A 12730-nucleotide genomic window follows, 5' to 3' on the forward strand; every position below is an offset into this window, starting at 1 on the left:
TTATTAATCCCAAAAGAAGACTATTCTCATTTCAAGTCTGCGTTTTTGGGGCATAACGAACTATAATTTGTTACGATTTGAATATTCACTAATTGAGACATTGGCTTTAGGGAAAGGTATGGATGATCCTTACAAAAAAAACGGGGGTTACAATGAATCAAGCAAAAATTCTCATCATTGAAGATGACGCAGCAATAGCTGACTTACTATCATACGGACTTTCTATGGAAGGATTCGAAACGAAAACCACGGCATGTGGAGCCGAGGGAATGATGGAGCTTCAGCAATTTCAACCCGATCTCCTGCTTCTCGACTGGATGCTGCCGGACCAAAGCGGGCTGGATATTTGCAAGAAGGTAACGGCAAGTCATAATTTACCGATCATGATGATTACCGCGAAATCGGATATTACGGATAAAATACTCGGACTGGAATTCGGCGCGGATGATTATATAACAAAACCATTTGATTTGCGGGAAGTAGTTGCTAGAATACGGACAATCCTCCGGAGGGTTGATCAAGCGAACAAAAGACATGATGATCAGCGGGAAGTGATTCGGCTTGAGCATATCGAGATCATTGTGGAAGAACGTCTTGTTCAAAAAGATGGGCACGCAGTTGATTTGACTCCAAAAGAGTTTGATTTACTGATGACACTGATTGGACATCGAGGAAAAACGTACACACGTGCGGAATTGTTAGATATCGTATGGGGGTATGATTTTCATGGAGATACCCGTACGGTGGATACTCACATCCAAAGGCTTCGTAAAAAGCTGGATGCCGGCGATCTAATCGTCACTGTATTTGGAATAGGCTATAAATTCGAAAATAGGCGGTAAAACGAATGATTCGAAATATTAGCGTCAAATTTATTATCGGTTTCTTCTTAATATTTTCGCTCTCTTTTCTGGTGTTAAATCAAACCGTGAAGGAGTCTATTCAGACCAGTAACAAAAAAATAGTGACCTCGGAGTTAATTGGACTGAAGAACAACAGTAACATTTATGTACGACAAGCTTTTCTGATCAATCATTTTTCGAACAATAGGCTTTACTTTGGCCAAATGGCTGAGGAAATGGCCAACGACTTGAATCATGCCACTGGCAGCAGCGTCGGCGTATATACAGTGGACGGGGCACTGCTGTATTCATCGGATAAGTCAATTCCGCATCTAAATGGAGATTTAAAAGAAGCAATAGAGGGGAAGACTGCATACAGCATCACTTACGATCGAAACAAAGCATCCGTTCTATTCTCGTACCCTGTTTTCATTGATGGAACGAAGGTTGGAATTTTACGGTTTTCCAGAGATTTCAGTCTGCTCTATGAACAAAGCGGACGGATTAAGGAAATCATCTTTTACATTGCGATGGCTATTTTCGCGGCAGCTTTCCTCTTTTCATATATCCTCTCCAGGCACATTACCATCCCCCTTGTCAGACTAACTCGAGCCTCAAATGAGGTGAAAAGCGGAAACCTGGAAGTGCGGATCCAGTTCAGGCGGAAGGATGAGATTGGAAGGCTTGCAGACAACTTTAACGAAATGATCGATCAAATTGGCAGGCAGATGACGATTATCCGAAAAGACCGGGATCACCTTCAGGCTCTTCATGAACAGGAGAAGCGCTTTTTTGACAACATCACCCATGAACTTAAGACTCCGTTAACTTCGATATTAGGATACGCTGAGATTATACGTAAAAAAGGAGAAGCGGACCGATATTTTTTCGAAAAGGGCATGAACCATATCATAGAGGAAAGCAGACGTCTTCATGACATGGTTTTGAAACTGTTGGAGGCGTCGCGCCCAAACATTCAGATTATGGAGCCTGAAAGGGTCGATGCGGGAAGTATTTTTAAAGACGTGTGCGAATCGATGGGGATCCGGGCTCAACGCTATAAGAAAAGCATTCGGTACGAGATCCAAAATGAATTGATCGTATATGGTCAAGGAAACCGATTACGCCAGCTCTTTATTAATCTACTGGATAACTCTATCAAATACAGTACGGATCAAGCAGAAATATTCGTAACGGCGAAGAGGGCTGACACGAAAATTCAATTTGTTTTTAGCAACCCAAGCGATCCAATCGAGACAGATCAAATTGCTAATTTATTTCAGCCATTTAATCTGGGCAACCGTCAAGTATCTGAGGAGGGAAGTGTCGGACTGGGGCTCAGCATCTCCAAATCCATTGTCGATGAACACGGCGGGAACATCCGTATGACGAACGAAAACAATCAAACGATAGTTACGGTAGAATTAGAATATATGAATGTCCGAAAGGACGGAAAGCCGATATGAAGAAGGCATTTTTCGCAATAGCAGTACTCTTGTTTCTGATCTTGGTTTTATCCGGCTGCGCTCTGTTCGAACCCGAAACAGAGACGATTGTAATTCCGAGTCAGGAAGAGAAGCAGACCGAAAATGAAGGGATACAACCCTTCAAGGTAAAGACAATCTATCGGCTACCTGATGAATTCACAAACGCTGGTCAACTATTAGGATGGTCCGGTAAAGATTCTGTAATTGCTTCGAATAAGAAAGTTAACATGTCAGAACAAACCGTATTAAAGCGTATGGCTCCTCCTTACGAAAAAAGTGAGATTATTTCTGGAATTCAAATGGATTCACCTCTTATCGAACTGTCTCCTGATGGTTCACTCATCCGTGAGATCTCAGTCACAAGGTATGGAACTAAATTGAAGTTGATATCACTAAAGGATGGCAAAGAAACCGAGGTAGCAAATTTCAGCAATAATAAGGATCTGTATCTTCAGAATGTCGCATGGTCCAACAACAACCAATATCTTTGTTATTTGGTAATTGATCCGATTGAAAGTGGAAAAGCCTTTGTTCACTTATTGGACGTCGGTAACCAATCCTCCACAACATATACGATAAAAAACTACGGAAAGGGAAAGAGCCTTACAAAAATCAACGTATCTGATGACGGACACAGTGTACTATTAACCGCCTTTCAAACCGGTAAGACCAAGAAAAACATCATCATGCTGGGGACGGTCAATGGAAAATCAATCGATATACAATACGAACATCAGAGTGATGAAGACCAAGTGGCTTGGCTGAATAACGATCAGTTTGTATTCCTTGGAACCGATGGTACGTTATTCGAGTATGATCAACGTACTAAAGAACTATCTGTGCTACTGGAAAAAGTGGAGGGATTTAAACTGTCAAAAGACAGGAAATGTATTGCCTATTCAACTTACGACCAGGACACGATTTACGCAGGAAAGATTCAAGGGAATAATGTTCTGTCTAACGAACCTGTTTATCATGGTTTGAAACCATCTCAAATGTACTGGAGTCCCGGCGAAAAAGGTTTACTTGTCTATGGGCAAAAGTTTTATTCACCTTCATCAAATACCCAAACGATGACAACGGATGGACAGATACTGCTTATCGAATTCCAATAAGCCTCGTTTATGATTCAACTTAATGAGCCTGAATACCTAAAAAATAACCTTGCTTACGGATCAAATCGTAAATAAGGTTATTTTTTTGTCCAAAAAGGAGCGGAGCTTGTGACAACTTGTTTACATCCTGATCAAACTTTAGCGACATCCGGCAGCTATATTAGAAGAGTAATAAACATCCCATATACAGACAAGGATGAAACATAAAGGATGGGGAAGCAAAAGCAATTATTAAAACGTTATATGCCTGGATTAGACGGTTTAAGAGCCATATCCGTATTAGCTGTTATTGCGTACCACTTCAATTTGAAATGGGCTAAGGGCGGGCTGCTGGGAGTAGAAGTTTTCTTTGTTCTATCCGGCTACCTAATCACGGATCAACTTTTATGGGAGTTGAAAACTCAACGCAAAATCTCTTTATGGCATTTTTGGATTAGAAGAATACGAAGACTACTGCCGGCAATGGTCAGCATGCTCATGGTCGTGGCATTAGGGTTGATTCTCATAGATCCTTCCAGAATGCAAACATTGAAAGGAGATTTCATTTCCTCCGTTTTTTATGTGAATAACTGGTATCTCATCTTTCATCAAGTATCGTATTTTGAAAGTTTCGGACCGCCTTCTCCGATCGGACATCTTTGGTCGCTGTCTATTGAAGAGCAATTTTATGTGATATGGCCGCTTCTGTTATTCTTTCTAGTCAGGCTTTTAAGGCGCCAGGGAAAGCTTGCTGTATTTATTCTTTTAGGGGCTGCCGTTTCCGTCATCGCAATGGCGCTCCTGTATGTGCCAGGGACGGATCCTAGCAGAGTTTATTACGGAACGGATACCCGGGCATTCGCTATCCTGATTGGAGCGGCGTTAGCCGTGGTATGGCCAAGTTGGAGGCTAACGGACCGAATTTCTTCAGGGGCCCGCTCACTTTTAGATTTATTGGGAGCGGTGGCGATGTTGATCTTGTTTATCATGATGAATCAAACGAATGAATATGATTCTTCACTGTACCCGGTTGGCTTCTTGTTTCTGTCTGTAGTTACTGCGGTTATCATTGCTGTGCTGGTGCATCCAGCCAGTCAACTGGGAGCCATCCTGGCAGCCAAACCTCTAAGCTGGATCGGGAAACGATCTTATAGTCTTTATATATGGCATTATCCGGTCATTATATTATCAAGTCCGGAGGCGAATGTCGGGGAACCCGGATTCGTTGACATTTTGCTGCAGCTAACGCTCATTTTTATGTTGTCTGCTCTGTCCTACAGGTTTGTGGAAGAACCGATTCGAAGAGGACGTTTATGGTGGACTCGCTCTAAGGAACTGAACAAATCTACCTTGTAATCACCAACAAATTGAAGCTGTTTTGAAAGGATGAAATGAAAATGAAGAAACATAAAGGATGGATAACATGGGTTTTTATCATCATCATATTAGCAGCTGGATATTTCAGTCAGCGTCATCAGAGCTCGAAAACAACAGAGCAGGGAGAACTAGGGGGACAACAAATCACAGCACCACAGCAGATCAAAGTATCCTCAGAATCTGCTCCCCCAAAAACGGAGAACAAGAAACCTCCTCAATCTCTCGATGGAGAAGGAATTACTGTCATTGGAGATTCGGTCATAGTCGGTATTGAGCCTTATTTGAAAGAAAAACTACCTAAAATTACGGTTGATGGCAAGGTTGGAAGACAAATGTCCCAAGCCCAGAAGCTAATCGATGATTTAAAAGCCGAAGGGAAATTAGGTGATCGCATTATTATCGAACTCGGCACCAACGGACCTTTTAACAACAAGAGTCTTCGCAGTCTGCTTCAGTCTCTTTCGGACAAGCAGGTATTTGTAGTCACCACGAGAGTTTCAAAAGGATGGCAGGACACGGTCAATACAACTATCAAGGACGTAGCCGGTGAATTTCACCATGTTAAAATTGTTGACTGGTATGCAGCCAGTGAAGGGAAAAAAGATATTTTTTATAAAGACGGGGTTCATTTAAAGCCTGACGGATCGAGATACTATGCATCTCTTCTTATCGAAGCCTTGCAAAAACAATAAGCGTAGTTTCCTGTTGTCGTTCAAGAAAGGAGAAACAACATGTCATTAAAAACGAAGAGGATAGCAGCCGTTCTCGCATTGATTTTGATTGTGCTTTCCGGTCCGGTTGTCTACTATTTCTACTCTCTATATAAAGGGTTGGAAGGTTTAAATAAAACAGATAGCCAGAAGTCTCTATTTGCCGCTGTTAACGCAGCGGAGGTCGAGTCAGTAGAGCCTCCTAAATGGTTGGGAACGGAGCCGGTCAATATTTTATTGATGGGGGTAGATGCTCGTGGAGTCAATAAAGGAGAGATCCCCAGATCAGACACGATGATGGTTGTCTCTCTGGATCCTGTGCGTAAAAGAATTCATTTGTTTTCAATTCTTCGCGACACGTATACGAATATTCCTGATCACGGCAAAAATCGGATTAATACGGCAATCACGTATGGGCCTAACACGGCTATGAAAGCGGTAAGCGATTTGCTTGGAATCCCTGTTCAGTGCTACGTATATACAGACTTTCAGGGTTTTATAAAACTAGTGGACGAAATAGGAGGAGTTGATTTCTATGTCGAGAAGGACATGAACTATGAGAGCGCAGCCGATCAGCATGAATATGATATTCATCTTACCGAAGGAAAGCAGCATTTGGATGGGAAGACAGCATTACAGTACGTTCGCTTTCGTCATGACGCCTTATCGGATTACTCCCGGACGAAACGCCAACGGGACTTCGCCGATGCGGTGGCCCAGAAAATGAAAAGCACAACATCTATTATGAAACTCCCTTCCCTTCTTGAAAAAGTTAGTCCTTATATAGATACCAATCTAACGGTAAATGACATCTGGAAGTTGGCATCGGTAGGGTATCAGAGCAAGCTGGAAGGAAGTGAACAGATCCCGCCAATGGAGCTGATTAAGGAGACCTATATGGGCCAAGCGGCTGTTCTGGATGTATCGAGCCGCAAAAAGCTGAAAGACTTTGTTCAGAACATAATGGAAGCGGAAAAATCTGTTCCCGCCGAATCTAAAGATTCTTTGAAGACTGGGGAATCACGAGTTTCTGCTGGGAAGAACGAATGAAAGAGGGGGAGCAGAAGTTGAAGAAGAAGCCTACCAAACATGCCTTTGGCTTAATGATTTCATTTTCCCTAATGATCGGTACCGTGGATCCAGGCCATGTTAAGGCGGAACCCATTCAGGATGTAGAAAGCCAAACGGCATCCCACGATCAAAAGGAGAATAAGACACTCTCACGGGGTAAAGCAGTTCAAGAATTAAAAATGAATCATCATGTTGCGTCCATGACGGAGAAAAGAACCTTTCAAGTCAAGTTTACGCTGCCCCAAAATGTGGATAGTAAAAGCATAAGCTGGACCTATGGCGGTAAGCCGCTGTCTGAATGGAAGAAATTCGCGCAGCGGGATTATACGGGACCCTCCTTTATAACGGTAAGCGATGGTAAGGCGAAAGACGGGCAATACACGGCGAATATCACTTTCGATCTACCCTATGACACAGATAATCTGGCCGAGCCTCGCTTACAGCGTCCCCTATATGCTTCATTGATGGGTACCTATGAGCTCGCTGCAACTGCTCACGGACAAGTTATTGCCCAGACACCGGTTAAGTTAACGCCGTATGACAGCTTCCACACGTATGATGAGCTAAAAACGGATATTGATGCGGTTACAGCACAAGCGGCTAAGAAGAATGACCGGTATATTAAAACCATATCGATTGGAAAATCAGTCGAAGGCCGTGATATTTATCTAACGATCCTTGCCAAAGATAAAGCCTCGGTAGATCAATATCAAAATGTGACTCACCCAGCCATGATGAATAATCCCAAGCAGCTGCAGGCTGATATTCAATCAGGTACTTTTGGCGACTATAAGGTACCGATTTGGTTGAATAATATTCATCCGAACGAAGCTCCAGGAGTCGACTCTATTTTCAATTTCTTTAAATCTATGGCGTTAGATGACAGTATATCTTATGATACGAAGGGATCTAACGGCCAGAAGAGCAAGATCAATTTAAACATGGACCAAGCACTAAACCAAGTCATTTTCCTGTTCGTTTATACGGACAATCCAGATGGACGTGTTCACACAACACGAGCGAACCCCAATTATTTTGATTTAAACCGAGACAATTCTTATCAAACCCAGCCTGAAACACGCAGTGTTACGGAACAAATTGCAAAATGGTCCCCTTTGTCTTTTTTGGACCTGCATGGATTTGATTCCAACTTCCTGATTGAACCGACTACGCCGCCGCATGATCCAAACATCGAATATGATCTGCTGATTGACAGTATGTTGGAACAAGCGAAGGCGATGGGCGAGGCCGGAATTGCCAATACAAAGTATAACGATTATTACATTCCTTACGAAGAACATCAGAAATCCGTGAAGGATCCGAACTATGTACCTAAAGGCATCTCAACAGGCTGGGATGACGCAACTCCCGCATATACAGCTGTATTTGCCATGCATCATGGGGCGTTGGGACAGACGCTGGAAGTCCCTGAATCAAACGAAGAGTCGACTAAAGCACTGTATTACAGCGTGGCGGGGGCTACCCATTATGTGATGGAGAACAAAGAGAAGCTGTTCATGAATCAGTTGAAAATATACGAACGCGGGATAGATAATAAGGATGATCGTGCAGTAGATCCATATTTGGTCAATGCCAAAGATGAAATCATCGGCCGTCCGCGTTCAGGCAATCAAAACTTCTTCCCGGAGTATTATGTACTGCCAATCGACAGAAGCATTCAGAAAAATGCATACGAAACCTATCGCATGATCGAATACTTTCTTCGCAACGGAATTAAGGTGGAACGATCAATAAAGCCCGTTACCGTCTCTGGGACAACTTATCCTGCGGGATCATTTGTCATCGACATGCATCAGTCTTACCACGGCTATGCAAACTCGGTTCTTTATGATGGTATTGATGTGTCGGACTATGAGTCGGTTGCAGGTGAGATCGTTCAGGATTTTCCGGTTCTGCGCGGATTTAATCGATATGTTATCAGAGAACCCCGCGTTTTTGAGGGTAAAACCGCTCCGGTAATATCGGTAACGATTCCGGCTACTGCCATGCCAGACAAACCATCCGTTTACGTTCTCCTTCGAAATACGAACAACGATGCGATAAAAGCTGTTAACGAGCTCTTGGCATCTGGAAAACACGTAACGATGCTCACAAAGACCGAATCGGAACATGAGGCTGGAGATTTTGTCGTCTCTTATGACGATCTGAACCCGCTGGCTTCCAAATACCTGCTTGATGTGAGTCCATTTAGCGATCATATGCCGGTTGGTAAAGAGCTTAAAAGCGCTCTTGTAGGAGCACTCGGTGAGCCGGCGTATGTCTTAGAAAACTTAGGGTTTAAGGTGACTTCAGACCAGGCTCAGGCGGATGTTCTTGTCAATACATTTGATTCTTCCGAGCAGGTGGGGAAAGGCAAACCATATATCGCGTACGGTAATATGGGAATGGTAAACGTTCAAGATTGGATTCCCGGATTTTCGTTCGGGGGACCCGAATGGAAGCGATATGAGGGTGTATTTCTGGCCGATGTCAAGCAAGACAGCGTCATTACAGCCCCTTACGATAAACAGGAGTATTTTTATACCATTACAGGATCTTATATCAAAACGGTTCCTAAGACAGCAAATATTCTTGCAACGATAAGCAGTAATGATGATTTCTACAAGGCGGGCTGGTGGCCCGGACACGAAGCTGCCAAGGGACAGATTATGGCCTTTACTTATAAGGAAAATAATAAAAACGTGACGGTTTTCTCCAACGATCTGACCAATGGTGCCCATTCGCAGCACCAGTTCCGTCTCCTTGCCAATTCGATATTTAACGCCGTGTCTAACCGAAACCAAAGTTCCGAATCAGCAGTCGGTTTCAGTGATTTACAATCAGTAGAGTCTTGGGCGGGCAGCGAGATACACGAATTGGCCCGTCTAGGATTGGTAAATGGGTTTAATGGTGGACGCTTTGAACCGCTTAAGCAAGTAACCCGCGTCGAGTTTTTGGCGATGATCGTGAGAGCCTTCAATCTATACGACCAAAAAGAAAATATCTCCTTTAAAGATGTTCCGCCAGCAAGCTGGTATGAAACCTATGTAAAAGCTGCAGTCGGCTTAAAACTGGCAGAAGGAACAGGCGAGGGCTATTTTGAGCCAAACCGAGCGATTACGCGCGAGGAAATGGCTAAAATATCGGCTAATGCCATGAAGATCACTTCGGGCGCTACAGCTGGCAATATTGAAGAAGCTCTTGCTAAATTTGGGGACAGGGAAACCATTGCTCCGTATGCCAGAGAGGCTGCCGCACTTCTGACTCAGAAAGGGATCATCCAAGGATTACCCGGAAGTACCTTTGGTCCTAAGGCAGTTGCCACCCGGGCTGAAGCAGCCGTTATTATTAGTCGCATAAAACAAATCGAAGGCTAATCGGCAATCAATCCAATATTTCTGTAAGCCCCATTCGAATGAATAGGGCTTTAACTTAATATCGATGAAATGAAACCAATTCACTTCGCCTCATTGCTTGTAACAGAAAGTGATCATTTGTTTTTGCTGAATTGTTAATAAAAGAGTACATAGAAAATCCCCGACTCTGATTGAGCGGGGATTTTGTTGATTTTAGGACTCTAGGCTGCGAACAGCAATCCAATAGGAACCAGTTGAGCCGTCGCTGTTCCGAATATATACGGTGTAGTTTCCAGTTTGGAGTAGAGATGGTTCTGGAGAGGTATACCAATAATGATTTTCTGTTACCTGCTGTCCTGGAGCAAGATTACCGCTGTCCAATACATCTCCGTTGGGGAGTTTAACCGTATATGAGAAGCTTGTGCTTCCCTCGTTTTTCAGAAAAATACGAAGATCTTTTCCAGTTGTATAATAGAACCGGCTAGAAGATTCTCCGTTAAAATTAGTGTGCTCGTCCTTAATTAGATCAAGCGGTGTAACACTACTGATTACTGGTGAATTTTTAATTGTGGTGAAGTTCACGGGTGATGCATAACTAATTGAAGAGGCTGAGCCAAGTAAAACAAATGCTGCTGCTGTGGAAAATAGAGTTTTTTTCATTCCTATCCCTCCCAATATATATGTACCATCTTAGGATGGTCATATATATAGACATAGCGAAAGATATAAAAGTTTCCAAATATATAAATAATTAACATTTATTGGAGGTTTAGATAAAGGGTAATAAAAAAGGAGGAAGATTCATGAATCAATCTTCATTTAAGGCGATGAAACTTTAAACAACAATGAGGAGAGTAAATCTCTCCCCAAAGCTCAAAATGCCTTTACGAAAACGTCGTAAGTAGTGATTTGTCCATTTTTATTTACACTGATGAGAGCCTGCCCAGGTTGTAATCCCTTAACATACGATTGGAATTCTACGACAACTGCATTCTGGGGATTATTAAGAATGGTTACATATCCATTTGTGTTATAAACTTCACCGATACGCAGGATTAAAGTTTGATCTGCGTGAGGCGATACGGTACTGGCATTGGCATTTACTGGGGACGCGAACGCCCCGACACTTCCAAAAACCAAAGATATTCCTACTAGGGCGCCAATAGTTAATGCTTTGAAATTCATAAATAAGTTCCTCCTTTAATTTGATACTGTAAATATACCATATTTTGGTATTTATACCATGGTCAATTAGGCTCATTTAGACGCAAATTAATTGTAGAAATACGATGAATGTTGACTTATTTTCCATCCATAGAGAAAGCTGTCGAAACTTTCTCGACAGTCTGAGCAGGTCTTTCCTCGTTAGAGGGCAAGCAGCTAGCTGATTGTTTTTCTTTCATAAGCGTTATCTCGAATCATTCAAAGATCCATACGGAAAAGCACCAGATGTTTTCTTAAGAAAAGTACGATAAAACAATCCTTTTACAATGCCCGTAATATTGTGTTAAGTATAGTTTAAAGATCAACTTTAGCTGTTACAATTCTAACAATTGCAAGAAAACAATTCGAAGGGGGCTTTTTTAATGCCATTTAAGACAGAATATGAGTTTGAATTACCGAGAGGGTTTGAAGATAGCAGCGGGAATATTCATAAAAAAGGGGCAATGAGACTTGCAACAGCCGCTGATGAAATTCTACCCATGAGAGATCCGCGCGTTCAAGCAAATCCACAATACTTATTTGTCATTATCCTTACAAGAGTTATCACTAGATTAGGCGATCTTCCAATGATTGACACGAAAGTGATTGAACAATTATTTATAGCTGACCTTGCATTTTTGCGAGATTTATACCGGAAAATAAATAAAGATGAAGATCCTGTAATACCTGCCACTTGTCCGATATGTGAGCACGAATTTATTGTTCCAATTGGACTTAAATGGGAGGACTAGAGTAACGGTGAGAAGCACATGATTTATATAACCGGAGACATCCATGGAACCATAAGCGTGGGCAGTAGGCTTAATAAAAGGAACTTTCCAGAACAAAAATCCTTAACGAAAAAAGATTGCGTAATCATCGCCGGTGACTTTGGCTTAATATGGGATGGGAGTAGAGAGGACCAATACTGGTTAAAGTGGCTTCACAAAGAAAAGCCTTTTACGACTCTGTTTATTGACGGGAATCATGAAAACTTTGATTTGCTGGAACAGTACCCGGTTGAAATTTGGAATGGTGGAAAGGTACATAAAATCAACAGCAGCGTTATTCACTTGATGAGAGGACAAGTATTCACGATAGAAAATAAGAAGTTTTTTACGTTTGGCGGAGCTGCGTCACATGACAAAGAGTATCGTAAAGAAGGGAAGTCTTGGTGGAAGAGAGAAATGCCTTCTAAAGATGAATACGAAGAAGGCTTAGAAAATCTTAAAAGGTCGTTATTCAGCATTCACATGGAGAGGGATGAAATGCATCCTTATTTTTATGAGATTGAAAAGAAATTGAAGTACAAACGGTGGTATTTTGGCCACTTTCATCAAAATGTTGAATTGACCAGGAACAAGCGGCTTATATATTCAGACCTTATAAAAATACAATGAAACGAATCATTTAGGATAAAAAGTCGACAGAATACTGAAATGAAAAAGGGGAGAATCTCCCTATCAGAATATACTCAAATTACTCATTTACTTTATATTGTTCAGTAAAAAGGGCATCATAAATATTTTTCAGGTGCTCTTCTGGACACTGCTTAACATCGCACCTTCATATGAGTTGTCTTCAGTTGAA

At 42.1% G+C, this 12730-nt stretch carries 11 protein-coding genes; 9 read left to right on the forward strand and 2 right to left on the reverse strand.

What is annotated here, in order from left to right; all coding sequences use genetic code 11:
- Positions 1-152: 152 nt before the first annotated feature.
- The 7 genes from HMPREF1207_RS24770 to HMPREF1207_RS24800 all read left to right on the forward strand — a co-directional run bounded on the left by HMPREF1207_RS24770 (position 153) and on the right by HMPREF1207_RS24800 (position 9958).
- Positions 153-842, forward strand: coding sequence for a response regulator transcription factor (locus HMPREF1207_RS24770; protein ID WP_016424059.1), 690 nt, complete (start codon positions 153-155; stop codon positions 840-842).
- Between the two features lie 5 nt (positions 843-847).
- Complete coding sequence (locus tag HMPREF1207_RS24775) at positions 848-2308, forward strand: HAMP domain-containing sensor histidine kinase (RefSeq protein ID WP_009674095.1); 1461 nt, start codon at positions 848-850, stop codon at positions 2306-2308.
- Complete coding sequence (locus tag HMPREF1207_RS24780) at positions 2305-3444, forward strand: hypothetical protein (RefSeq protein WP_009674107.1); 1140 nt, start codon at positions 2305-2307, stop codon at positions 3442-3444. The genes HMPREF1207_RS24775 and HMPREF1207_RS24780 overlap by 4 nt, the downstream gene beginning before the upstream one ends.
- Before the next feature lie 210 nt (positions 3445-3654).
- A complete protein-coding gene (locus HMPREF1207_RS24785) occupies positions 3655-4779 on the forward strand; it encodes an acyltransferase family protein (RefSeq protein WP_009674074.1) in 1125 nt (374 codons plus the stop codon).
- A 41-nt stretch (positions 4780-4820) separates the two neighbouring features.
- The gene (locus tag HMPREF1207_RS24790; protein WP_016424060.1) at positions 4821-5492 is read left to right on the forward strand and encodes a hypothetical protein; all 672 of its coding nucleotides are present in this window, start codon (positions 4821-4823) and stop codon (positions 5490-5492) included.
- A gap of 39 nt (positions 5493-5531) precedes the next feature.
- On the forward strand, positions 5532-6560 hold the full coding sequence (locus HMPREF1207_RS24795; protein ID WP_009674116.1) for an LCP family protein: 1029 nt from the start codon (positions 5532-5534) through the stop codon (positions 6558-6560).
- Positions 6557-9958 carry a M14 family metallopeptidase gene (locus HMPREF1207_RS24800; RefSeq protein WP_009674099.1) on the forward strand — a complete coding sequence of 1134 codons (3402 nt, stop codon included), beginning with the start codon at positions 6557-6559 and terminating at the stop codon, positions 9956-9958. The genes HMPREF1207_RS24795 and HMPREF1207_RS24800 overlap by 4 nt, the downstream gene beginning before the upstream one ends.
- A 192-nt stretch (positions 9959-10150) precedes the next feature.
- On the opposite strand, the gene HMPREF1207_RS29430 is transcribed toward HMPREF1207_RS24800, so the two are convergent.
- Both HMPREF1207_RS29430 and HMPREF1207_RS24805 read right to left on the reverse strand, forming a co-directional pair.
- Positions 10151-10597, reverse strand: a complete 447-nt coding sequence (locus HMPREF1207_RS29430) for a hypothetical protein (protein ID WP_138918181.1) — start codon at positions 10595-10597, stop codon at positions 10151-10153.
- Positions 10598-10810: 213 nt separating this feature from the next.
- On the reverse strand, positions 10811-11122 hold the full coding sequence (locus HMPREF1207_RS24805; protein WP_009674131.1) for a hypothetical protein: 312 nt from the start codon (positions 11120-11122) through the stop codon (positions 10811-10813).
- Positions 11123-11523: 401 nt separating this feature from the next.
- Here HMPREF1207_RS24805 and HMPREF1207_RS24810 point away from each other — a divergent pair, with 401 nt between their 5' ends.
- Both HMPREF1207_RS24810 and HMPREF1207_RS24815 read left to right on the forward strand, forming a co-directional pair.
- Positions 11524-11892, forward strand: a complete 369-nt coding sequence (locus HMPREF1207_RS24810) for a hypothetical protein (RefSeq protein ID WP_016424061.1) — start codon at positions 11524-11526, stop codon at positions 11890-11892.
- 18 nt (positions 11893-11910) lie between these two features.
- The gene (locus HMPREF1207_RS24815; protein WP_009674089.1) at positions 11911-12540 is read left to right on the forward strand and encodes a metallophosphoesterase; all 630 of its coding nucleotides are present in this window, start codon (positions 11911-11913) and stop codon (positions 12538-12540) included.
- The last annotated feature ends 190 nt before the right edge of the window (positions 12541-12730 follow it).

The organism is Paenibacillus sp. HGH0039 (genome assembly GCF_000411255.1).
Classification (GTDB): domain Bacteria; phylum Bacillota; class Bacilli; order Paenibacillales; family NBRC-103111; genus Paenibacillus_F.

What these genes read in the sequence shown, in the direction of transcription:
- HMPREF1207_RS24770 (WP_016424059.1), top strand. Translation starts at nt 153, where the DNA reads ATGAATCAAGCAAAAATTCTCATCATTGAAGATGACGCAGCAATAGCT.
- HMPREF1207_RS24775 (WP_009674095.1), top strand. Translation starts at nt 848, where the DNA reads ATGATTCGAAATATTAGCGTCAAATTTATTATCGGTTTCTTCTTAATA.
- HMPREF1207_RS24780 (WP_009674107.1), top strand. Translation starts at nt 2,305, where the DNA reads ATGAAGAAGGCATTTTTCGCAATAGCAGTACTCTTGTTTCTGATCTTG.
- HMPREF1207_RS24785 (WP_009674074.1), top strand. Translation starts at nt 3,655, where the DNA reads ATGGGGAAGCAAAAGCAATTATTAAAACGTTATATGCCTGGATTAGAC.
- HMPREF1207_RS24790 (WP_016424060.1), top strand. Translation starts at nt 4,821, where the DNA reads ATGAAGAAACATAAAGGATGGATAACATGGGTTTTTATCATCATCATA.
- HMPREF1207_RS24795 (WP_009674116.1), top strand. Translation starts at nt 5,532, where the DNA reads ATGTCATTAAAAACGAAGAGGATAGCAGCCGTTCTCGCATTGATTTTG.
- HMPREF1207_RS24800 (WP_009674099.1), top strand. Translation starts at nt 6,557, where the DNA reads ATGAAAGAGGGGGAGCAGAAGTTGAAGAAGAAGCCTACCAAACATGCC.
- HMPREF1207_RS29430 (WP_138918181.1), bottom strand. Translation starts at nt 10,597, where the DNA reads ATGAAAAAAACTCTATTTTCCACAGCAGCAGCATTTGTTTTACTTGGC.
- HMPREF1207_RS24805 (WP_009674131.1), bottom strand. Translation starts at nt 11,122, where the DNA reads ATGAATTTCAAAGCATTAACTATTGGCGCCCTAGTAGGAATATCTTTG.
- HMPREF1207_RS24810 (WP_016424061.1), top strand. Translation starts at nt 11,524, where the DNA reads ATGCCATTTAAGACAGAATATGAGTTTGAATTACCGAGAGGGTTTGAA.
- HMPREF1207_RS24815 (WP_009674089.1), top strand. Translation starts at nt 11,911, where the DNA reads ATGATTTATATAACCGGAGACATCCATGGAACCATAAGCGTGGGCAGT.